The following is a 22,364-nucleotide window of genomic DNA, read 5'->3' as shown; positions in this document are numbered from 1 at the left end:
CGTACCCGGGCCCGGGTACGCCCCCCCTTTGCTGAACCTTCGTCAGTCCAGCGCGCAGCCCAGCCGTACCAGCGCGGCGGTCTCCGCCGGCCTGGTCCGGACGAAATAGTGGCCGCCCTCGTCGAGTTCATGGAGCGTGATCCGGTCGGAGACCGCCTTCCAGTCGCCGTACTCCTCGGCGAAGGCCGCCGTGGCGGCGTCGTCCCGTGCGACGACCACCTCCACCGGAACATCGAGGCGGTACGCCTCCGGGTCCTCGCGGACCACGCGCAGATGGCTGCCCGCGGTGAGTACGTCGTGCTGGTAGGCGCGGGACACCACCTCGGCGCGCTCCGGCCCCAGCTCGTCGAGCTCCGCGTACACCTCACCGGCCCGCAGCCGGGACAGCAGACTCTGGTTGTCCGCCGTGGCCGCCTGGGCCATTTCGGCGGCGAGCGTCTCGGCGTCCCCCAGCAGCAGCGCGCCGATGAAGACGCGCTCGACGGGCCGGCCCGCCTCCGCCAGCAGCCGCGCCGTCTCCAGCGCGGCGGCCGCGCCCGCGGAGTGCCCCCAGACAGCCAAGGGCGTGGTGATGTGCGCGGCGATCTCGTCCCGTACCCACCGGGCGAGGGTGGGGACATCCTGCATCGGCTCGCCGTCGCCCGCGAAGTCGTGGCCGGGCGGTTCCACACCGAGCACCGCGATGCCGTCGCTCTGGAGTTCGGCGGCCAGGGGCCGGAAGTTGACGGCGTTGCCACCCGCGAAGGGGAAGCACACGAGGGTGTGGTGCGGATCGCGCACGGCGGACAGCGGCTGAAGCAGCCGGGTGGCCAGCGGGCGTGCGAAGGCGCCGCGGCCGTGGGGTTCGAGCGCCGCCGCGCAGTCGGCGAGCACCGGGTTGGCGGACAGGTCCTTCAGCGACAGCGCCCGGTCGAGCCGGACCAGGAGCCGCACCGCGGCCAGCGACGTGCCGCCGAGTTCGAAGAAGTCGTCGGACCGGCCGATGCGCTCCAGCGGTACGCCGAGGACATCGGCCCACAGCGCGGCCATGCGCCGTTCCGCGGGGGTGGCGGGCGGGATGTGTGCGCCGCCTCCGGCCGTCTCACCGGCCGGTCGTGCCAGCGCCTTCTTGTCGACCTTCCCGTTCTCGGTGAGCGGCAGCCGGTCCACCCGGTGGATGTGGGTGGGCACCATGTAGCCGGGCAGGACGGTGGTGAGGAAATCGCGGACGCGTCCCGCGGACACCTCCGGCGAGCCGCCGAAGAAGGCGACGAGGACACGCTGTTCACCCGTGTCGCCCTCGGTCACCACCGCCGCCTCGCGGACGCCCGCCATGGTCAGCAGCTTGTTCTCGATCTCGCCGATCTCGATGCGGAAGCCACGGATCTTGACCTGTGCGTCGCGGCGCCCCAGGAACTCGAGGCGGTCCTCGGGCAGCCACCGGCCGAAGTCGCCGGTCCGGTACATCCGGCTGCCGGGCCGGAACGGGTCCGGAACGAATGCCTCCCGGGTGCGCTCCTCGTCGTTGATGTAGCCACGGCCCACACACACCCCGGAGAACGCGATCTCGCCGGGCGTGCCCAGCGGCGCCAGCGCCAGGTTCTCGTCGAGCACATAGGTGTGGACGTTGCGCAGCGCACGGCCGACGGTGACGAAGTCGCGCTCCGGCACGCCGCGCAGGACCTCGTGCATCGGGTCGTCCGACGTCTCGGTGGCGCCGTAGGCGTTGACCAGCTGGATGTCCGGGTAGGCGGCGAACCAGCGCTGCACCAGCTCATGGCTGAGCGCCTCACCCGTCACCGACACGGAGCGCAGGGCACCGAGCGGGCGGGGGTGCTGCTCCAGGTGGGTGAGAAGCACTTCCAGATACGACGGGACGACCTGCATCACGGTCACCCGGCCCTCGACGATCTCCTCGACGAAGCCGCCGACGTCGAGCTGGGTGCGGGTGTCCACGATGCGTACGCTGCCGCCGATCAGCAGCGGCGCCGCGAACTGCCACAGGGAGATGTCGAAGCACTGCGAGGCGATCTGGGTGACGACGTCCCCGGCGCCCGCCGTCATCCCGGTGTCCTCGATCTTCGCGTACAGGTGGTTGAGAAAGCCGGCGTGCTCGCACAGGGCCCCCTTGGGGCTTCCGGTGGAGCCCGAGGTGAAGTAGATGTACGCGGCCTGCCCGGGCGTCACGGTCACGCGGGGAGGCTCGGTGTGGCCGCCCCGCGCCAGGATCCGCGGTACGGACAGCGTCGTGAGCGGGGCGGCCAGCCGGGCTGAGGCCGCGCGCACCAGCGCCTCGCTGCCCGGCTCGGTCAACGCGACGGCGCAGGCGCTGCGCTCCAGCTGGGCGGCGACGCGTTCGGCCGGGAAGTCCGGTCGCACGGGCAGGTAGACGCCGCCCGCCGTGAAGACGCCGAGGGCGGCCGCGATCCAGTCCGGGGTGCGGTCCATGACGACGGCGACCACCTCCTCGGTACCCACCCCGGCCGCGAGCAGCGCGTGCGCGATCCGGTGGGCCCGCTGCTCCAGCTCCCGGTATGTCCACCGGACGGGGCCGTGCTCGACCGCGATGGCTTCGGGGCACTGGCGCGCCCGCTCCTGGAACAGGTCGACGAAGGTGCGGTCGGGCAGCTCGACGCGCGGTCCGGCGAGCCCGTACAGCTGCTTCTCGGTCTCCTCGGCCGACAGCAGGCTTGCCCGCTCGTGCCCGGCGTGCGGATCGGCCACCAGAAGCCGCAGCGCGGCGAGGTGGTATCCGGCGAGGCGCCGCGCGTAGGTGCCGTCGACCGCGGCACGGTCGTGCAGCACGCGCAGCGCCAGACCGTGGTCGTCGCGCGTCCAGGCCACGTGCAGCACGACGCCGTCGTCCAAGGCGGCGGGCGGGCGGTGGTCGTGAGCCGGGGCCCGGTCCCGCGTGTCCTGGCGCTCCGCCAGCCCGGACAGGTCCAGCACGGCCTCGGGCCGTATGCCATCGGCGTGCGACAGGCCCCGCAGCGCCTCGGCCGCGTGGGCCACCAGCTCCGCCCACGTGGAGTCGGCGACGGGCAGGCCGAGCGGCTGTGCGGGGCCCGGCCCGTCCTGCGGCACACAGCCGATGAGCAGGTCCCGCTCGGCGGCGGCGGTCGCCAGGACCCGGGCGTGGCCGGCGAGCAGCAGGGCGGGCAGTGGGGCGTCCAGCTCCCTGGCCGTACGTTCCAGCGCGTCCGTGAGCTCCGTGTGCAGCCGGGTGCCGTGGACCCCGGGGCCCGTGTCTGTGGCGGCCGGTGGCGTCCACCGGGGAACCCGGGTGAACGCCAGGGTCTTCGCGTCGTCCCTCATCGGCCCGCGACTCCTTCTTCCGGCATCGCCGGCTCCTCAAGCTCGATACTGATCAGCCGCGCGGCGGCCGCCGCGCGGTGTCCGGCCTGCTCCCCGTCCGTCCCGGTGGCGACCACGCAGCCCAGCCGGTCCTGGAACGAGTGCGTCACGCGTACCGTCCGTCCGGGGGCGGTGCCGACCGCGACGGCCACGACGCCGGGGGCCGTCCGCGCGGCCGCGACTCCCTCGACGCCCGTGACCCGCCCCTCGCGCTCGTTGTGCAGGAAGCGGACCGCGGCGTGCCGCTGGCCCGGCCGCGCGGGCCTCCGGCGCTGTCCGGCCGCGCGGGCGATCACGGCGTCGATGAGGTCGACGCCGAGAGCGGCCCGTACGGCGACGGGGATCATGCCGCCCGCGAGCCGCGGGTTGACCTCGATGACGACGGGGCCGTCCGGGGACAGCCGCAGTTCGGTGTGGGCGGCTCCCCAGCCGAGGCCGAGCGCGGCGAGCGCCCGCAGCGCGGTGTCGCCGAGGGACGCGGCGGTCGCGCGGGGCACGGGTGCGGGCACCTCGTGCCCGGTCTCCACGAAGTACGGCGGGGGCCCGATGTGTTTGGCGACGACGGTGACGACGGCGTCGTCAAAGGTCTCGACCGAGAACTCCGGCCCTTCGACGGCCGCCTGGACGAGGATCCGGGCGGGCACCGGGTTGCCGCGTTCGTCGGTGGAGCGGCTCAGCAGTTCGGCCGCCCACCACCGGGTCTCCTCACGGTCGCGGCACAGCCGGACGCCGACCGAGCCGGATCCGCGGACCGGTTTCAGCACGACCGGGTGGCCGATCCCGTCGGCGGCGCGCACCGCGTCGGCCACCGCGCTGACGGCCGTGGACGCGGGCACCGGGACGCCGGCGGCCGCGAGCGCGAGGACTTGCGTCTCCTTGTCCCGGCATCGGGCGATGGCGTCCCCGTCCGCCGCGGGCAGGCCGAGCTTGGCGGCCGCGCGGGCGGCGGTGGCCACGAAGTATTCGGAGCTGGAGGCGATTCCGGCGAGCCCCCCGTGCTGCGTGAGTCCGGCGCAGTGGTCCACCACGGCGGCCAGGTCGCCGGTGTCGAGCCGCCTGGTGTCGATGCCGTCCTGCTCGACGTACACATAGCGGCCCGGGTCCCCGGTCAGCAGCACCGGTCGCAGTCCTCGCGCCCGCGCCGCCGCGCAGAACTCCCGCCCCGTCCCGGTGGTGTTGCTCTCGACGAACGCGAGCCACCGCCCGCTCGTCCTCTCGTGCCCGTTCACCGTTCTCCTTCCCTTCGGCCCGCGGACGCGTGGCCCGCCAGGAGGGCGTCGACCGCCGCGCCCAGCCTCCGCTCCGCGTCCCGGGTCCGGCCGCGGTGGCCGGCGAGCCGTCGCCCGTGGGCGGTGAGCCGCTCCCGCAGGACGCGCACGGTCGCGTCGCACTGGCCGGGGCCGCCGCCCCGGTCGTGTGCGTCGACGACCTCACGCAGGGAGGGCAGTTCGGTGGCCATGTCGGTGGGGGCCCCGTCGGGCAGGTCGATCTTGGTGAGTTCCGTCGCCCCGCTCTCGACCGCCTCGCGCACGGCGGCGCCCACGATGTGGTGCGCCGTGCGGAACGGAACCCCTTGGGCGACCAGCCTGTTGGCGATGACGGTGGCGGTCACGAAGCTCTCCCGCGCGCGCCGCTCCATCCGCTCCGTGGCCGGGCGGGCACCACCGACGAGCACCTGGGCCAGCAGCACCGAGTCCCGCACGGCGGCCAGCGCGGACCAGGCCGGGGCCACCGCCTCGGTGCCGACCTCGATGGAGTTGGTGAACGGTGCCGACTTCATGGCGGAGGCGGAGGCCGTCCAGGCGCCGATGGCCGCGCCCGCCTTGGCCTTGACGTGTTCCAGCAGGAACGCGTTGCGCTTCTGGGGCATGGCGGAGCTGCCGCCCACGAGCCGTTCCGGGAACTGGACGAGCCCGAACTCCTGGGTGCTCCACAGCTGCAGATCGGTCGCGAGCCGGCTCAGCGTCACCCCGGCCGAGGCCGCCGAAGCGAGGGCTCGCAGCAGCGTGTCCCGTGCGGCCACCGCGTCCGTGGCGTGCAGCGGTGGACCGGCGAATCCCAGCAGGGCGGCGGTGCGCGCCGGTTCGATGGGCAAGTCCGTACCGGACACCGCCCCGGCGCCGAGCGGGCAGCGGTCCAGCTCGTCCAGCGTCTGACGCAGCGCGGTGATGTCGCGGTCGAGCGCGGTGGCGATCCCGGCCAGGTAGTAGCCGTAACTGACCGGCATGGCGGGCTGGAAGTGGGTGTACACGGGCATCACCACGTCGCGGTGGGCCCGGGCCCGGGAGAGCAGGACCGCCTGGAGCCGCAGCACCTCGCCGAGCAGGTCCGTCAGTTCGGCCCGCAGCCGCATCGCGGTGACGGTGGCCTTGATGTCGTTGCGGGAGCGTCCGGTGTGCAGTTTCCCGCCCACGTCCGCGCCCAGTTCGTCCGCCAGGTGGCCCTCGTACATCAGATACAGGCCACGCGGCGCCGGCAGCCCGTACAGCCTTCGGAAGCCCTCCGCCCGCAGCCGGGTGATGCGGTCCAGGAGCGCGGCGGCCGTGTCGGCGGGCAGCAGCCCGCACTCGGTGAGCATGACCACGTGCGCCATGTCGATGGTGCTGATGGGCTCCAGTTCCCCGCGTACGGCCTCGGGGTCCGGTTCCCCGTAGACGACGCGGCGGGTGCGCGGACCCAGGGTGCGGGTGAGCCGTCCGGTGGAGGTCACGACAGGACCCGCTCGGCGAGGGGGTGCGTCACCCTGGGCACGACGCCGGGCACCTCCTCGTAGGAGCGGCGGCCCCAGACGAGCCGGGTCCAGCGGTCACCGGCCTCCGCGGGGGACGCGACGGTCACGGGCTCGGTGGGACGCGCGGCCAGCAGATGGCCGCTCGCGGCGAGCCACGCGTCGTCGTAGACCGTGGCCTGGTAGCGGTACCCCTCGTCGGGCAGCATCACCACACAGAGCCCGTCCGGGTTCCGGGCCGCCCACCACTGGGCGACCAGGTGGGCGGCGCCACTGGTCGGGCCCTGGAAGAGGGCGGATTCGGCGTGCAGGGCCCGGGTCTGGGCGTATGCCTCGGCCGCGGAGCACCAGTGGATCTCGTCGAAGAGGGTGTGGTCGAGGTTGGCAGGCCACAGGCTGTTGCCCAGGCCGCGCAGCGAGCGGGGTCCGTCGGGCTGGCCGAACAGCACGCTGCGGTGGCTGTCGACGCCGATGGCCAGGGTGTGCGGACTGTATTCGCGCAGGCCCCCCGCGGTGCCGCACATCGATCCGGCGGTGCCGACGGTACCGACCAGGCAGTCGACGGTGCCGAAGGTGCGCACGAGTTGTTCGGCCACCACGTGGTACGAGCGGGCGTTGTCCGGGTTGTTGTACTGCTCGGGGCAGAAGGTGGACGGCAGCGCGGCGCGGATTTCGGCGAGCCTGGTCAGTCGGGCCCCCTGGTATCCGCCGACCGGCGCGGGCTCCGTGCAGATCTCCACCTTCGCGCCGAGGTCGGCCAGTCTGCGGTGGAGGTTGTCGTCGATGGCGGGGTCACTCACCAGGATCAGGTCGCGCTCCATGAGCGCGGCCTGCATCGCGAGGGCGAGCCCGAAGGTGCCCGAGGTGGTCTCGACGATCACCGTGTCGTCGGTCAGCTCGCCGCGCTGGAGCGCGCGGCGCAGGATGTACTGGGCGGGCACCAGCTTCATCAGACTGAAGACCGCGCCGTACAGATTGGGGCCGAGCCGGATGAGACGTGGCAGCATCTGGGCCTCGGTGATGGAGCGGTACGTCAAAGTGGACAGCGGCATGGAGACTCCTCGGAATCCGGAGGCGGGCATCAGGAGAGGACCGGCAGATCGGGGAGGTCCTCGGCAAGGGCCAGGTAGACGTCGTCGAGGGTCGGCTCGGACAGCGAGATCCCGTTGATCGCCACTCCCGCGTCGTCGAGGGCCCGTACGACGGCGGCGAGGGCCGCGGACTCCCGCACGGGGACGCAGACCGTGCCCGCGGGCTCGCCGGGCTGCGGCTCCAGGCCCGCATGGCGCAGCGCGGCCCACGCGGCCGGTACGGCCGCCGGTTCGGCGAGGGTGGCGCGGACCGAGCTGACGCCGAGCTGTGCCTTGAGCTGTGCCACCGAGCCGTCGGCGATGGTCCGGCCGCGGCCCAGCACGATGACGCGGTCCGCGAGTTGTTCGGCCTCTTCGAGGTACTGGGTGGTCAGCAGGACGGTGGTGCCGCCCGCCACCGCCGATCGGACGGAGTCCCACAGCACGCCGCGGCTGACCGGGTCGAGTCCGGTGGTGGGCTCGTCTAGGAACAGCACCTGCGGGCGGCCGAGGAAGCTGCTGGCGAGATCGAGGCGGCGGCGCATGCCCCCCGAGTACGTCGCGGCCGCCCGGTCGGCCGCGCCGGCCAGGGCGAAGCTCTCCAGGAGCTCCTCCGCCCTGGCCCGGGCCTCGGTACGGCTCGCGCCGAGCAACCGGGCCACCAGGATGAGGTTGTCCCGGCCCGAGAGGTTCTCGTCCACCGCGGCGAACTGACCCGTCAGACCGATGCGCCGACGTACCTGGGGGGCCTGGCGCACCACGTCGAATCCCGCCACCCGCGCCGTGCCCCGGCTGGGCGGGAGCGCGGTGGCGAGAATGCTCACCAGTGTGCTCTTGCCCGCTCCGTTGTGGCCCAGCAGGCAGAGGACCTCGCCTTGCCCGATCCGGAAGCTGACACCGTCCAGGGCGCGCGTGCCGCCAAAGGAACGGCTGATTTCCATCACTTCAATCATCACGCTGTTCACCGGATGTCATTCCTCGCAGGGAGCGGATCGGGCATTGCAGTGAGAGGCTGTGAAATTCCTACATTCGCAGCTCTTTCCGCGGCAAGGAGTCCTACAACAAGTTGCCAGGCGATGCCGGGGCGCTCAGGATGATCGACTCGGCGTGACAGGTTCTGACCGCGGCCGGGTGATTATGCGGACTGCGGGTCTTCGTCCTCGGCGGGGTCCACGTAGGGCAGCAGGCCGAGCTCCATCGCCCGGGCGCCGGCCTGAAATCGTGAATTCGCGCCGAGTTCACGGGTGATTTCGGCCACGTTCCTGCGATAGGTACGGACCGACATCCCGATGTCCCGCGCGGCGGCCTCGTCCGTACGCCCCGAACTGAGGGCCAGCAGTATCCGCCGGGCCATCGCACTGCGGGTCCGGCCGCTGAGACGGCGGTGGTCCGCGAGCGCCGCACTGCCGTTCCAGGAGACCGTGAACAGGGTGCCCAGATTACGCAGCACGGCCGGCGCCCGCACCAGAACCGCCTCGTTTGGCGACGCGCCGGAACCGGACCACACCACGCTCACCGAGCCGTCGGCGAGCACCATTTCGTGCAGCGGCGCCCCGACGAGCCTGACGTCGACTCCGGCCGCGTACTTCTCCAGGGACTTCAGGAGGTAGCGCTCCTCCACCAGCCCCACCCGCCCCAGCAGACGGACGTCGACTCCGCGCGCGACGGCTCTGCCGAGCCGCGCGACCAGCCTGGCGGTCCCCTGGTCGTTTCCCCCGGCGAGCACGACGGCCAGGTTGCGCTCCGCCGACTCGATGACGCGCTCGGCGGCGTCCACGCCCTCCCCCGGATCCATCGCGGTCAGCAGCCGTTCTTCGTCGCGATGGCGGTCGACGGCCGACTTGACGAGCCTGCCGGCCTCCAGCAGCATGCGTTCTATCTCGCCGCTGGATAACCCGCCCCTCAGTCTTAACGGCGCGGAATCGGGATCAGCTTGGTGGCCAGGGCCAGTAGAGGTGTTGGCGATGATGAACGCTTCGTTGCATGAGGTTGGCACAGCTCCCCCTGAAAGCTTGATTGACGTCCCAGACCCGGCGTCACCACCGGAAGGAAGGGTCGCGGCTCACGCCTGCGCCATGGGATCAAGGCAGTCCGGAGAGGAATGAGCAGCTCGCTGTTCGGCCGTACTGCTCGCGCCTGGAACGTGGCTCATAGTTTCCATGTCCACCTCACCCCCCGAGGACACGAAACGATATTACCTTGACCGTCCATAGCGCCGGACTATACCTACCGCCTCCGCACGGGGAAAATAGTCGAATCCCTAAACACAATGGGGAAAACCTCATTGCACGGTGCGGATTCTCGCCACCGGACGGTAGGGGAACCCGTACCACCAGTGCCGTTCCAGCCTCTTTGGCGTACGACGGCCGTACGACGGGCTCCGGCGGCCCCTTCGCGAGGACCGCCGGAACCCATCATTCCAGTTAGGACAACTGACCGTCGTAGTCGGGCAGTTTAAACGTGCGCTCGGCGTGGCCGCCAACAAGGTCGCTCGTATTGTTTCCTATGTTGGCGATGATCGTGTAGCCCTGGGACTCGATCTCTGCCCGCTTCGCCGTCTTGAACTCGGCCGGGTCACCGAAGATCTCGCCCAGTGACCGCTGATACAGACCGGTGATGGGGTAGCCGACGTGCACCAGATTGCCCCGGGTCACCTGCTCGATGACATCCGGGCGCGCGGTGATGAAGAAGATGCCCACGCCGCGGTCGTGCGCGTAGCGGGCGAGCTCCAGGACCGAGGCGACGGCGGGGGTCGGCGGGAACGTCTGGAAGTGCGTCTCCAGCGAGGTGTTGTCGATGTCGAGGACGATCGCCTGCTTCTGTCCCCCACCGTTCTGGATGCGCTGCTCGACGTAGGGACGAGCCTCGGCCATCACCTTGCCGACGTCGCGCTTCCACGTCTCGTAGTCGACGGCGGCGGCGGCGTCGGCAGCCTTGGCGACCGCCGGGGTACGCGCCCGGTCCGCCTCAAGTGCCTGCGCGTCGACCGACCCCGCCAGGCCCAGAACAGCCGCCGTGGCGACGACCACTCCCACCCGCGCCTTCCGTAAGCCCACTTTCACGTTGGTTCCTCCGTTTCGACAGGCCGTGGCCGACGGCCACGATTCGGCTCGAAGCTAAGCCCGCCACCGATACTTCGGCGAGCCCGTGGCCGCAACCGGAGCGAGCCACTCTGACCGCATACCGAAACCGCGAACGCAACCCCCCGCTTTTTGCCTGACCGGCCGATTTCCTGGCATCTACTTGCCACGGACCGGTTGAACCGCATCCGCGGTACAACCCCCGCTCCCGGGCTTGTGTCCAACAGGCGATCGGAAACAACAACCGCTTGTACCGCCGCGACGACGGCGGTGACAGCGTGACGACCTCACCGGCGGCTTCTCCGCCGCCCTGATCAGCACTGACTCCACGAAGGGTTACTTCTCCATGCGCACGCACAAGACCATCGCCACCACCGCCACCCTCGCCCTCGCCTTGGGCGGGGCCGTGCTCGCGGCGCCCGCCGCCCAGGCGAACACAGCGGCCGCGGCGGCCCGGGCCACCCTCGCCCACGACAGCGGCGCGCTCTGGTACAAGGCCGCCGACGGACAGACGGACCAGCTGACGGTCTCCGTGACGAGCGTCGACGTCGACCCTTCCCGGTTCGGGTCCGATTACCTCCTCACCTTCCGCGACCAGGTCGACATGACCATCGACGCGACCGCGAGCGAGTGGGACAGCTGCACGTACCCCTCGGCGACCGATCACACCGTCGTCCAGTGCACGATCGCCGCCCCCCTGGGCTCCGACGACTCCACCACCTACGAGGTCGACCTCGGCGACGGCGACGACACGGCGACGATCACCTCCGATACCAGCGCGATCGCCGCGATTCACGGCGGCTCGGGCGACGATGTGCTCAAGGGCACCGGACAGAACCAGTTCGACGGCGAGGACGGCAACGACCGCATCGACGGCGGCAACGGCCTCGGCGCCGACGGCGGCAGCGGCGACGACATCCTCACCGGCGCCTGCCAGTACATATGCCGCGGCGGTTCCGGAAACGACTCCGTCACCGGAACCAGCGACGACAACGCCCTGTACGGCGACGACGGCAACGACACCCTGCACTCCGGGGCCGGTGACGACCAGGTCTACGGCGGCCGGGGCAACGACACGCTCTACGGCGAAGCCGGCGACGACACGATGTACGGCAACAGCGGCGACGACGTGCTGCACGGCGGCCCGGGCAACGACACACTCTCCGGCGGCCCGGGCAACAACAAGGTCTACCAGGACTGACGGCGTCCCTCGGCGGCCTCAGCCTTCACAGGGAAACCGGCAATGCCAGCAGGCTGCGGCTTCGCAGCGAGCTGGTCCACCTCAGCGTGCTGGGGCTGCCGATCAGGGACAGCCTCGGGAAGCGTTGCGTCAACGAGCCGACGGCGATCGCGTTCTCCAGCCGGGCGAGGGCCGCGCCAGGGCAGTAATGCGTGCCGTGGCCGAATGCGAGATGCGCGTTGTCCTCCCTCGTCGGATCGAACACCTCCGGCGCCACGAAACGGTCGGGGTCGCGATTCGCCGACGCCCACGACAGCCAGATCCGCTCACCAGCGGTAACAGTCGTGTCGCCGATGCGCATATCGCGGGTGGCGAAGCGCCTGACAGCGAGCATCGCCGGGGTTTCCCAGCGCAGCGTCTCCTCCGTCACGGCGTCCATGGGCAGATCGCCGGCGCGGACAGCCGCCAAGTGGCCCGGGTGGGTGAGCAATGCCAGTACGGTGCTGGCCATGAGGCTCGAGGCGTTGTGGTAGCCGCCGAACAGCAACAGAAACGCCATGCCCACCAGCTCGCTCTCGCTCAGGCGGTCGTCACGGTCGCGGGCGGCGATGAGTGCGGACACAAGGTCATCGGCCGGAGCGTGTCGCTTGTCATCGATGAGTCTCACCAGGAAGCGGTGCATTTCCCGCATCGCCTTGCGTGAGTGCTCCGGGGCTCCGGGCGCCACGCTGAGCAAGGTATCGGTCCACCTGCGGAAATCGGGCGGTTGTGCACCGGGATACCCAGCAGGTCGCAGATGACCGTCATCGACAGCGGTGTGGCGAGGTCGGCCACGATGTCCGCACGCCGCTTCACGGCGATCCGATCCAGCAGTTGATCCGTGGCCACCTGCACCGCGTCCCGAAGCCCTTCGGTGCGGCGCGGGGTGAACGCCTTGCTGATCAGACGGCGCAGCCGCGCGTGGACTGCGGGGTCGCTGTTGAGCAGATGCGCGTCGAGTTCGGGCGGCAAGGAGGGGCCATGACTGTCGGCCGAGCGGGCATGCCGCTTGTTGACCGAGAGCGCCGGGCTCATGGCGCAACCACGCACACTCTCGTAGCTCGTGACCAGGATGAGCGGAACCCCATCGGGGTCGGCAGCCTGGTGAACGGAACCGGTGCGGCGCAGCGCCGCGTACGACCCGTGTGGGTCCTTGACGAAGTCCGCGTCCAGCGGGCAGCGACCCTCATGCGCCGGCAGAGCTTCCCCGGTCATGACGCAGGCGCCGTCGACGGAGCGTCTGCCACGGCCTGGTAGTGGGCCGTGGTTCGCGCCAGAACGGTGGCCACCAGAGCGGAGGTGGCGAACGCGTGGCCGATCGCGGCCAATGAGGCGATCTCCTCGGTGAGGTCTCCGCTGGTGGTCGAGAGCTCCACGGTGTCAGCCCCGTTCACCGGCGTGTCCAGGTACATGGCGTGCAAGGCGGCGGCCGGCACCGCGGCGTCCACTACGGTCTGCCGCTCGAGTTCCTCCAGGCCGGCATCGGCGGCGAGCCGGCGGGGCGACCACCGCGACGTGCGCATCGCTCCCCCAAACGCCTAGCGGACTTCACGTCTGCTCCATTTCTGGTGACTTCCAGACCGTCGCGAGCGCGGCAATCACATCGGGTGGCGCCGGGCGCAGTATCGCGTGCCCACGTGGATACACGCCAGCATCCCAGGGGTAAACCAGCCAGGACCTCGGGTGCGACCCCCGCCGACGCCGTCGTGGACCGGGAAGGCCTCGGCGCCGCGGCTGCCGGCCACCCCGCACCTGGGTCATGTGTCCCGGGTCAACTACGAGCGCTACCACGGCCAGGCGTCGAGGACATCCAGGCGTTCCTCGCGGGCGCGCCGATCCGTCTCCTCGGCTGACCGCCATGGGCGACCGGGACCCGGGCGACCAGGGCCCCGGTGTCTACGCGAAGAGAATTCTTGACATGAACACTTCCATGGTTGGTGATCGCTTGCTACCAAGTGATGAACACGCTTTCCTGCCAGGGAGGTTCAGTGAGACCGAGAACGTCGCTGTCGGCCTTCGCCACGCTGATCGTCGCGATGGTGTTCAACCTGGTGATGAGCGGTCCGGCACATGCTGCCGGACCCGCGTATGTGGCACTGGGGGACTCGTACTCGGCCGGCAACGGCGCGGGCAACTACGACAGCTCAAGCGGCAACTGTCATCGCAGTCTCAGCGCTTACCCCTACCTGTGGAAGAACGCCCACGCCCCGTCCTCGTTCGCCAACACGCTCCACTCACTGGTCGTCTCCCCGAGCTGGGAGTCGTACCACCCCACTGCCACCGGCCATACGAGCGGCTATTACCCCGTCCCCAACGCCAACGGCTGACCGCGGCGCTACCCGAGCAAGGGCTTTCTCCACCTGGTGACCGCCCCGGCCGCCGGGGCGGTCACCAGGTGAACGAGAGCGTGACACCGCCGTCAGGTGCGCTGGAAGGGGCGCCAGGAACCGCATAAGAACTGACAGCCCCTCGAAAAGGCTCGGCTTCATTGCAATTCGGTCACGCGCCGAGGACATCGGTGTGAAATGGGTGTGAAGGACGTTTCCGCGGAGCGGGCCAGGCAATGAGACGCCCCATGAGCAACCCCCATGATCACATAGCACAAAATGCCCCGTACAACCCCAACGTAAACCCTCCCTACCAGGAGGGCACCAGCGCGCCTTACGAAACCAATCGACGCCGAGCAGGCAACTCGAGGGGTCTCGGGGCAGAGCGGACAGCATTGGTCATTCACACCCTCGCAGACATCGCGGCGGGTTTTCTGTGTTTGTGGATCCTGCTGTACCTGCTCGACGCGAACCAGGCGAATGTCTTCGTCGACTTCGTGCACGGCATGGCGGACTGGCTCGCCGGCTGGTCACAGGACATCTTTATGATGAAGCCCGAAGGCGTACGCGTATTCTTCAACTACGGGCTGCCCGCGCTGATTTACCTCGCGGTCGGACACGGCGCCGCCGCATGGGTGCGGCGCCTCTGACCCTCGCGCTTCGCCGATCTCCGGGACGTGCCGCTCTGGATGCGTCCGCTGCCGGGCATGCCTTCCTCCTGCGGGAAGGCATGCCCGGCAGTCATCGGCACTGTCCATGGCGCCGCTCAGGACCTCCGCGCACTCATCCGCCATCGCCGCTGAACGGCACTCCTCTGGGCCCGAGTAACACTCGCCGGCCTCCTGACGCTGAGAACGATGCGGCCACCTCGTCATGGCGGCCGCTCGGCAGGGACGGCCGCCTTCAGAGAATCCGGCGCCGTCACCACATGACAACCGGAAGGTCACCGAGAGCACAGAAGAACTGGCGCAGTGATAGCGCTGTGTACACCACGCCTGGTGAACACACGGATTTCTCCGATGGACAGCCTGGATAAAAAAGCAGCCACAACAGGAGATGCCCAACTGCTGTCCACCTTCATTCCGTCTCCTCTTACCAGGGGAGAGGGCCTTCGGCGTCGAAGTAACCTCCGGTCGGGCCGTCGGAGCCCACCTGGGCCATACGGACGATGATTTCGGCGCCCTGCGTGACGGTCTGAATGCCGGTGTTTCCGTTCAGGTCGGTTCTGGTGAAGCCGGATTCCACCGCGCTGATCCGCATGTTCGGGAACGACTTCGCGTACTGCACGGTGATCATGTCGACCGCTGCCTTCGACCCCGGATGGGCGACACCGGGGTAGACGTACGCCGGATTATCCGGGGCACTGACCCGGGCCAAGGAGGCCAGGCCGCTGCTGACATTGACCACGACCGGGGCAGCGGACCGCTCCGGCACCGGCAGGAACGCGTGGGTGACGCGCACCGTGCCGACCACGTTCGTCTCAAGTACCTGCCGCATCGTGTCAGCGGTCACATCCGCGGCGCCGATCACCACGTTCCCTTCGCCGCGCCCTTCGATGCCGGCGTTGCTGACCAGCACGTCCAGTCCGCCGTCGGCCTCGATGGTCTTCGCCGCGGCGGCCACGGACGCGTCGTCAGTGACGTCGATGGGGACCATCCACGCCCCCAGCCGCTCGGCGGCGCGGCGCCCGCGACCGGAACACCCGAAGCCGTCTACGACGCGTCCTGGACCCTGCCCCTGGCCAACCCGCCGTACGCGGCGTTGATGGGCGACCCGTCCGGATGGCGTGGCAACGAGCGCAACGCCGTGTGGCGCAACCTGCTCGGCCTGGGCACCCGGGTCCGGCACACGCCGGAGTCCGAGCGCGCCTTCGAGGCACACTGGTCGCCGAAGTGCACACGACCGCCGACCGCTATCCGGCCGACCAGCGACTACAGCGGCTGGTCGCGGAACTGCGCGCGACCAGTGACCGGTTCGCCGGGGCTGTGGGATTCCGGCGCCGTCGGCCGCAGCGAGGCCGCGCGCAAAACCATTGATCACCCGTAGGTAGGCCCCCTGACGCTGGACTGCGACATGCTCACCGTGGCGGACAGCGATCCGCGCATCATGATCTGTACGGCCGAGCGCGGCACCGAGGAGGCCGAACGCCTCGCACTGCTCACCGTGCTCGGCACCCGGACACGCGTCGAGTCATCACCCCATCGTCGCCTCGGCCGGTCTCAAGCCCGGGCACGCAGCTCCCTCCTACCGCGCGAAGTCGTCCCCGAACCGCGCTTCCTTCTCCGGTGTGCCCAGCGCGCGCGGGCCGAACGATGTGGCGCCGGCGGTTGTCAGGCCCGACGTGGAGCCGCGCAGGACCCACACGGCGCCCGAATCCGCGTAGGTCCCGTCCTCGTAGGGGGTGGCCACCGCCAGGTCGGCGCGGTTGTTGGCGTTGATGTCGGCGAGGAGCACGGTCCGGCCGAAGTAGTCGCCCTGCTCGGAGATGCCGGGCACGCCCGGGGTCGACTGGTGGAAGGCCTGCGCGCCCTTGCCGGTGAGGCCTGCCGCGCCGCCCTTGAGCAGGACGACGGCGCCCGCCTCGCGCACCGCGCCGATGTCCTCGCCGGGCACGCCCACGGCGATGTCCGGGTAGCCGTCGCCGGTGACGTCGCCGGCGGCCAGGGAGTAGCCGAACAGATCACCGGAGTTGAGGTCGTGATCGCCTGCCTCGCTCACTCCGGGGACGCCTGGCGTGTCCTGGGTGATCTTCGTCGTACGGGTGGAGGGGCCGGACGCCGAGCCGTAGACGACGCGGATCGCGCCCGCGTCCCAGTCGCGGTCCTCCGAGACCTGGGTGACCTCCTGGGCGACGAGGTCGCCGTATCCGTCCTTGTTCACGTCGGCGATGACCCCGCCGGTCGTGAAGTGGCCGGTGGTCTTGAAGGTGTCGCTGAGGCCGTCCTTCCCACCCGCCCGGAAGCGGGACGTGCCCTGCACGTCGTCGAAGCTGTGGGTCGTGACGATGTCGTCGGCGCCGTCGCCCGTCATGTCGCCCACGGCGATGGCCTTGGGGTGGTCCCCTTCCGCGAAGGGGACGGTCTGAGTGGAGGCGGGAACGCCGGCGCGGGAGAAGGGGCCATAGCGCACCTGGAGGCCCTCCTCGCTCTTGGTCACGAGGTCGGCGTGGCCGTCGCCGTCGATGTCGCCCGCCGCGAGCGTGGAGGCGGGCGCGGGGAGCGCGGTGCCTGCGCTCAGACCCTTCGCGGAGCCCCAGAGCACCGCCGGGGCGGCGAAGTCGCCCACGACGAGGTCCGTGTAACCGTCGCCGTCGAGGTCGCGGGCGGCCGTGGTGCGCCCGAAGGCGCCGTACTGCTCGATGCCGCCCGGCACACCCTTGGTCGCCCGCGTGATCAGCTTCGGGTGCGCGGTGTCGGTACCGGCCGCGGAGCCGTACACGACCGCGATGTACCCCGCCTCCAAGGCGCCCGAGACCGTGCCGCCGGGCGCGGAGACGGAGAGGTCCGCGAAGCCGTCACCGTTGAAGTCGATGACGGGCGTCGCGCTCGTGGTGGCGGCGGCTGGTGCGGCGAGGCCGCCGGACACCGCCAAGGAGGCGATCAGCAGGGTGGCCACGGCGGCGACGGGGGCGCCTTCCATGCCCTTGAGGCGAGGGGGGAGGGCAACGCCCCGGTGGCGGGTGGGGTGGGACATCGATGGTTCTCCATTACGTCGGTTCGCCCGTGGTCACAGCACTTCGACGTACCGGAAGTCGGGCCTGCGGACGACAGTCGTTCACCTTGACCGTCGAGCCCGGTAAACGGTTGTGGTGTCCTGAACCGGCGATTCCTGTTCGATGACAGCGCTGCCCTCCCGCGTACGTACGCGGAGGGCAGGAGGAGGCCCCCAGGAGGTCCAGGTCGGCCCGCCCGGGCCGACCTGGACCTCGTGATCAGGCGAGGTCGAACCGGTCCAGGTTCATCACCTTGTCCCACGCCGCGACGAAGTCGTTCACGAACTTCTCCTTCGCGTCATCGCTCGCGTAGACCTCCGCGAGCGCACGCAGCTCGGAGTTCGACCCGAAGACGAGGTCGACGCGGCTGCCGGTCCACTTGACCTCGGCCGTGGCGGCGTCGCGACCCTCGAAGGTGGTCTCGTCCTCGGACGTCGCCTTCCACGTCGTGCCCAGGTCGAGCAGGTTGACGAAGAAGTCGTTGGTCAGAGCCCCGGGGGTCGTGGTGAGGACACCGAGCGGCGACCGCTGGTAGTTCGCGCCCAGGACGCGGAGGCCACCGACGAGGACCGTCATCTCGGGGGCGCTCAGGGTCAGCAGGTTCGCCCGGTCGAGCAGCAGGTACTCGGCGGGCAGCCGGTTGCCCTTCCCGAGGTAGTTGCGGAACCCGTCGGCGGTCGGCTCGAGCGCGGCGAACGACTCCTCGTCGGTCTGCTCCTGTGACGCGTCCACGCGGCCCGGCGTGAAGGGGACCTCGATTGCGAAGCCGGCGTCCTTGGCGGCCCGCTCGACGGCCGCACCGCCGGCGAGCACGATCAGGTCGGCGAGCGAGACCTGCTTGCCGCCGGTCTGGGCGGCGTTGAAGGACTTCTGGATGCCCTCCAGGGTGCGCAGCACCGTCGCGAGCTGGTCGGGGTCGTTTGCCTCCCATCCGCGCTGCGGCTCGAGGCGGATGCGCGCACCGTTGGCGCCGCCGCGCTTGTCGCTGCCGCGGAAGGACGAGGCCGACGCCCACGCGGTGGACACGAGCTGAGACACCGACAGGTCCGAGCTGAGGATCTGGCTCTTGAGGGAGGCGATGTCCCCGGCGTCGATGAGCTCGTGCGTCACCTCGGGCAGGGGGTCCTGCCACAGCAGCGTCTCGGACGGGACCTCCGGGCCGAGGTAGCGGGCGATCGGGCCCATGTCGCGGTGGGTCAGCTTGTACCACGCGCGGGCGAAGGCGTCCGCGAACTCGTCGGGGTTCTCGAGGAAGCGCCGCGAGATCTGCTCGTAGGCCGGGTCGAACCGGAGCGAGAGGTCGGTCGTCAGCATCGTCGGGGCGTGGCTCCTCGACGGGTCGTGGGCGTCGGGGACGGTACCCGCTCCGGCGCCGGCCTTCGGCCGCCACTGGTGCGCGCCGGCGGGGCTCTTGAACAGCTCCCACTCGTAGCCGAACAGGATCTCGAAGAAGCTGTTGTCCCATGCGGTCGGGGTGTTCGTCCAAATCCCCTCGAGACCGCTGGTGATCGTGTCGCCGCCCTTGCCGGTGCCGAAGGAGTTGCTCCAGCCGAAGCCCTGCTCCTCGATCGGGGCGGCCTCGGGGTCGGGGCCGACGCTGTCCGCCGGGCCGGCGCCGTGGGTCTTGCCGAAGGTGTGACCGCCCGCGATCAGGGCGACCGTCTCCTCGTCGTTCATCGCCATCCGGCGGAACGTCTCACGGATGTCGCGGGCCGCGGCGAGCGGGTCAGGGTTGCCGTTCGGCCCCTCGGGGTTGACGTAGATGAGGCCCATCTGGACCGCGCCGAGGGGGTTCTCCAGCTCCCGGTCGCCGGTGTAGCGCTCGTCGTCGAGCCAGGTGGACTCGGGGCCCCAGTAGACGTCCTCCTCCGGCTCCCAGACGTCCTCACGGCCGCCGGCGAAGCCGAACGTCTCGAAGCCCATCGACTCCAGGGCGACGTTGCCGGCGAGGATCATAAGGTCGGCCCACGAGAGGCTCTGGCCGTACTTCTTCTTCACCGGCCACAGCAGGCGGCGGGCCTTGTCGAGGTTCCCGTTGTCCGGCCAGCTGTTGAGGGGGGCGAAGCGCTGCTGGCCGGCCCCGGCGCCGCCGCGGCCGTCGCTGATCCGGTAGGTGCCCGCGCTGTGCCATGCCATCCGGATGAGGAACGGGCCGTAGTGGCCGAAGTCGGCGGGCCACCAGTCCTGCGAGGTAGTCAGGAGCTCCAGGATGTCCTGCTTCACGGCCGGAAGGTCGAGGCTCTTGAACGCCTCGGCGTAGTTGAACTCCTCGCCGAGGGGGTTGGCCACGGCGGGGTTCTTGGCGAGAATCTTCAAGTTGAGCCGCTCCGGCCACCACTGGCGGTTTCCGCCGCCCTGAGTGGGGTGCAGGGCGCGCCCGTGCGCGACCGGGCAGCCACCTCCGCCCTCCGTCTTCGCGTCTACGACGATTGCATCATGGTTCTCAGACATGGGAATCCTTCCGGAACAGGCGGATCGCGGTGCTCAGGAACTGCGGGCGGTGGAACAGTCGGGGCACAGGTCACGATGTGAAGGGAGACATGGCCCAGGCGATCGCGCACCTCGGAGGCGATCTGTCTCCTGCCGTACTGGAGTGTTCCTGTCCCTTGGCTATCGCCGGAACCGATCCTACGATGGACAGGGTCTAAGTCAAGATCCACGCCAAATCCGTAGCCAATCGGAGCCCGGACATCCCCTGGTAAATTTCGAGTGCCGCACCGAACCTGAATGGGTGAACCGATATGAGTGACCTGCTGGAGCGACTGCGAGGGCGTGGCTGGCGGTTGACCGCCCAGCGGCGTGTCGTTGCGGAGGTCCTCGACGGCGATCACGTGCATCTCACAGCCGACGAGGTGCACGCCCGCGCGACACGGCGACTGCCCGAGATCTCCCGGGCGACCGTCTACAACACCCTCGGCGAACTGGTCGCTCTCGGCGAGGTCATAGAGGTCCCCATCGACGGCCGCGCCAAGCGCTACGACCCCAACGCACACCAGCCGCACCAGCACCTGGTGTGCTGCGACTGCGGCACCATCCGCGATGTCCACCCGACCGGCAATCCGTTGGCCGACCTCCCGGCGGAGGGACGGTTCGGCTTCACGGTGTCCGAGGTCGAGGTCACCTACCGCGGGCTGTGCCCAGCCTGCGCCTAAGCGGTTACGGCGAAGTCAAGTGCTGATCCTTCTCGGCGTCCAAGCCCTCGGCCAGGCCGAACGACGAGGGATCAGCGGCGAACTTCACCGCATCCGCTTAGTAGGGCTTGGTCAGGTTGGTACGGGGTTCTGGCGGTTGCGATGACAGGTGCCTCGCCCCACCGGCGTTGATCCGCCCGCGCGAACGGCTCGAACACCTCCGCCGCGAAGTCCTCGAGATCACACCGGACCGCAGCCAACTCCCCACCCATCACAACAGGTCAACGGCACACCCGATCAAACGGACACGCCACCAGCGAGTGAACCTGACCAAGCCCTACCAGGCACCGTTCGCCATATCCGAGAGGTCAGCCACGGCGGCGTGAGGTGGTCTTGCGGTAGCCGAAGGGTCCGGGGAGGTCCATCGAGGTCGTCCTGCGGCCGGTGGAGGAGTAGGTGCGCTTGGCATCGCCCTTTCCGATCGTGACGGAGACGGACTTTCGGTTGATATTGAGCCGGACGCCGGGCCATATGCGGAAGCTCTTGCGGAAGGTAACGGGCACGGTGACTCCTTTCGTTGCCCCTCCGCCTGCCCCACCCGCGCGTTGGTACGCGGCCCGGACGGGAGTGACGGCTCGACCGGCGGTGCGGCCCGTGTCGCTGCTGGGGGGGCGGTGGCGGCACCGTGGGCCACCGTGCCTTTGCCTGTCACAGATGTCACCCGGTGGCGGGCGGCGGCTCACGCCACCAGTCCACCGTCGCCTTGACCTGCTCATCGATGGGGGTGGCTCGCACCGCGAATTCCGCTTCGTAGGCGCTCGAATCAACTATGAACGGCCGGTCGAACTGATAACGGATCTCCTTCAGTTCGCGGATCAGCGGGGAGAACACCGACACGACACCCAGCAAGGCCGGCGACAGCCCGCGCACCGCGACCGGCGCCGTTCCCGACTGAGCGGCAAGGCGGTCAACCATCTCCCGCGTGGACAGCGCGGGCTCCGTCGGGACGTGCCAGGCCCGCCCCCAGGCCCGTTCCTCGCCCGCGACCTCGACCAGGGCCCTGGCCACATCGGGGAGATAGCTCCAGCTGTGCGGGGCGTCCGGATCCCCGAGCGTGGAGACCGGCTTGCCGCGCAGCAGTCGTGGCATGACCCGAGCGGCCAGGTGCCCGCCGACGGTCACGCCGGGCCCGAAGAAGTCCGAGGCCCGCACCTCCACCGCATTGATACGACCCTGCTCATGCAGGGTCCGCGCCTGCTCCCAAACGGCGGCGCGCACCCGCCCCTTGGGGCCGGTCGCCGCGAGCGGCAGCCCCTCGGTCATGGGACCGTCCACCGGACCGTAGCCGTAGAGGTTGCCCAGCATGACCAGGACGGCCCCGGTCGCCTCGGCCGCCGCGCAGACCGACGAGACCAGCGGTGGCCATTCACTCGCCCAGCGATGGTAGGGCGGTGCGGCACAGCTGTAGATCGCGGCCGCGGCCCGCGTGGCCGCGCTCAGTCGCCTGCGGTCCCTCGCGTCCAACGCGACGTGCTCAATGCCGGGCTCCGGGCTTCGGCCCGACGTGGTGACAACCCGTACCGTATGACCCTTTTCGGCCAGCAGTCGAGCAGTGGCCGCCCCGGCGGGCCCGAATCCTAAAACGACATGAAGGCTCACATGCGAACACTAGCGCGAGTGGGCCGGACCGAAGCTGCGGCCGCTCCTCGAACTCGGAGACGCGGGTCCTGTCGCTTGACCTCGCGCGCGGGCCGTCGCCTTTGA

At 70.2% G+C, this 22,364-nt stretch carries 17 protein-coding genes and 4 pseudogenes; 6 read left to right on the top strand and 15 right to left on the bottom strand.

Annotation, left to right across the window (positions count from 1 at the left end; genetic code table 11):
* Positions 1-42: 42 nt before the first annotated feature.
* The 7 genes from ABZU99_RS20425 to ABZU99_RS20395 form a co-directional block, all read right to left on the bottom strand.
* Positions 43-3,294, bottom strand: coding sequence for an amino acid adenylation domain-containing protein (locus ABZU99_RS20425; RefSeq protein ID WP_356046189.1), 3,252 nt, complete (start codon positions 3,292-3,294; stop codon positions 43-45).
* Complete coding sequence (locus ABZU99_RS20420) at positions 3,291-4,562, bottom strand: ATP-grasp domain-containing protein (RefSeq protein WP_356046187.1); 1,272 nt, start codon at positions 4,560-4,562, stop codon at positions 3,291-3,293. Before ABZU99_RS20420 ends, ABZU99_RS20425 begins: the two co-directional genes overlap by 4 nt.
* On the bottom strand, positions 4,559-6,043 hold the full coding sequence (argH, locus tag ABZU99_RS20415; RefSeq protein WP_356046185.1) for an argininosuccinate lyase: 1,485 nt from the start codon (positions 6,041-6,043) through the stop codon (positions 4,559-4,561). Before argH ends, ABZU99_RS20420 begins: the two co-directional genes overlap by 4 nt.
* The gene (locus ABZU99_RS20410) at positions 6,040-7,113 is read right to left on the bottom strand and encodes a pyridoxal-phosphate dependent enzyme (protein WP_355944383.1); all 1,074 of its coding nucleotides are present in this window, start codon (positions 7,111-7,113) and stop codon (positions 6,040-6,042) included. Before ABZU99_RS20410 ends, argH begins: the two co-directional genes overlap by 4 nt.
* Positions 7,114-7,142: 29 nt before the next feature.
* Entirely contained in the window at positions 7,143-8,072 is a 930-nt protein-coding gene (locus tag ABZU99_RS20405; protein ID WP_355944381.1) for an ATP-binding cassette domain-containing protein, read from the bottom strand.
* Between the two features lie 194 nt (positions 8,073-8,266).
* Complete coding sequence (locus ABZU99_RS20400) at positions 8,267-9,001, bottom strand: hypothetical protein (protein WP_355944379.1); 735 nt, start codon at positions 8,999-9,001, stop codon at positions 8,267-8,269.
* A gap of 553 nt (positions 9,002-9,554) precedes the next feature.
* Positions 9,555-10,193: an HAD family acid phosphatase gene (locus ABZU99_RS20395; protein ID WP_355944377.1), complete on the bottom strand. Its 639-nt coding sequence runs from the start codon at positions 10,191-10,193 to the stop codon at positions 9,555-9,557.
* Positions 10,194-10,557: 364 nt separating this feature from the next.
* On the opposite strand from ABZU99_RS20395, the gene ABZU99_RS20390 reads away from it, so the two are divergent.
* A complete protein-coding gene (locus ABZU99_RS20390) occupies positions 10,558-11,412 on the top strand; it encodes a calcium-binding protein (RefSeq protein ID WP_355944375.1) in 855 nt (284 codons plus the stop codon).
* Between the two features lie 25 nt (positions 11,413-11,437).
* Here ABZU99_RS20390 and ABZU99_RS20385 read toward each other — a convergent pair whose 3' ends face one another.
* From ABZU99_RS20385 to ABZU99_RS20375, 3 genes are all read right to left on the bottom strand, one after another.
* Entirely contained in the window at positions 11,438-12,073 is a 636-nt protein-coding gene (locus tag ABZU99_RS20385; protein ID WP_355944373.1) for a cytochrome P450, read from the bottom strand.
* Complete coding sequence (locus tag ABZU99_RS20380; protein WP_356046181.1) at positions 12,055-12,465, bottom strand: hypothetical protein; 411 nt, start codon at positions 12,463-12,465, stop codon at positions 12,055-12,057. Before ABZU99_RS20380 ends, ABZU99_RS20385 begins: the two co-directional genes overlap by 19 nt.
* A 176-nt stretch (positions 12,466-12,641) precedes the next feature.
* Positions 12,642-12,953, bottom strand: coding sequence for a hypothetical protein (locus ABZU99_RS20375; RefSeq protein ID WP_355944369.1), 312 nt, complete (start codon positions 12,951-12,953; stop codon positions 12,642-12,644).
* A gap of 202 nt (positions 12,954-13,155) precedes the next feature.
* On the opposite strand from ABZU99_RS20375, the pseudogene ABZU99_RS20370 reads away from it, so the two are divergent.
* From ABZU99_RS20370 to ABZU99_RS20360, 3 genes and pseudogenes are all read left to right on the top strand, one after another.
* Positions 13,156-13,283: pseudogene (locus tag ABZU99_RS20370) on the top strand (D-2-hydroxyacid dehydrogenase family protein); the annotation flags it as partial.
* Positions 13,284-13,466: 183 nt separating this feature from the next.
* Positions 13,467-13,652 (top strand): annotated as a pseudogene (locus ABZU99_RS20365) (lipase); the annotation flags it as partial.
* 353 nt (positions 13,653-14,005) lie between these two features.
* A complete protein-coding gene (locus ABZU99_RS20360; RefSeq protein ID WP_356046179.1) occupies positions 14,006-14,407 on the top strand; it encodes a hypothetical protein in 402 nt (133 codons plus the stop codon).
* A 442-nt stretch (positions 14,408-14,849) separates the two neighbouring features.
* Here the strand turns inward: ABZU99_RS20360 and ABZU99_RS20355 are convergent.
* Positions 14,850-15,455: pseudogene (locus tag ABZU99_RS20355) on the bottom strand (SDR family NAD(P)-dependent oxidoreductase); the annotation flags it as partial.
* Here ABZU99_RS20355 and ABZU99_RS20350 point away from each other — a divergent pair.
* A pseudogene (locus tag ABZU99_RS20350) lies at positions 15,453-15,947 on the top strand (transcriptional regulator); the annotation flags it as partial. The pseudogenes ABZU99_RS20355 and ABZU99_RS20350 overlap by 3 nt on opposite strands.
* 54 nt (positions 15,948-16,001) lie before the next feature.
* On the opposite strand, the gene ABZU99_RS20345 reads toward ABZU99_RS20350, so the two are convergent.
* Together ABZU99_RS20345 and katG are read right to left on the bottom strand one after the other, a co-directional pair.
* Positions 16,002-17,450 carry an FG-GAP and VCBS repeat-containing protein gene (locus ABZU99_RS20345; RefSeq protein WP_356227918.1) on the bottom strand — a complete coding sequence of 483 codons (1,449 nt, stop codon included), beginning with the start codon at positions 17,448-17,450 and terminating at the stop codon, positions 16,002-16,004.
* 238 nt (positions 17,451-17,688) lie between these two features.
* Positions 17,689-19,920: a catalase/peroxidase HPI gene (gene katG, locus ABZU99_RS20340; RefSeq protein WP_356046173.1), complete on the bottom strand. Its 2,232-nt coding sequence runs from the start codon at positions 19,918-19,920 to the stop codon at positions 17,689-17,691.
* A 290-nt stretch (positions 19,921-20,210) separates the two neighbouring features.
* On the opposite strand from katG, the gene ABZU99_RS20335 reads away from it, so the two are divergent.
* Positions 20,211-20,621: a Fur family transcriptional regulator gene (locus tag ABZU99_RS20335; protein ID WP_355944360.1), complete on the top strand. Its 411-nt coding sequence runs from the start codon at positions 20,211-20,213 to the stop codon at positions 20,619-20,621.
* A gap of 347 nt (positions 20,622-20,968) precedes the next feature.
* Here the strand turns inward: ABZU99_RS20335 and ABZU99_RS20330 are convergent, their stop codons facing one another.
* Together ABZU99_RS20330 and ABZU99_RS20325 are read right to left on the bottom strand one after the other, a co-directional pair.
* Positions 20,969-21,163 (bottom strand): DUF4236 domain-containing protein, encoded by a 195-nt coding sequence (locus ABZU99_RS20330; protein WP_355944358.1) that lies wholly within the window; start codon positions 21,161-21,163, stop codon positions 20,969-20,971.
* A gap of 154 nt (positions 21,164-21,317) precedes the next feature.
* Positions 21,318-22,259, bottom strand: coding sequence for an NAD-dependent epimerase/dehydratase family protein (locus ABZU99_RS20325; protein WP_356046171.1), 942 nt, complete (start codon positions 22,257-22,259; stop codon positions 21,318-21,320).
* Between the last annotated feature and the right edge of the window lie 105 nt (positions 22,260-22,364).

This window comes from Streptomyces sp. NPDC005266 (assembly GCF_040607655.1).
In the GTDB taxonomy this organism is placed as follows: Bacteria; Actinomycetota; Actinomycetes; order Streptomycetales; family Streptomycetaceae; genus Streptomyces.
Note: the sequence above shows the minus strand (reverse complement) of the source record. Positions and strands in the feature narration are given on the sequence as shown.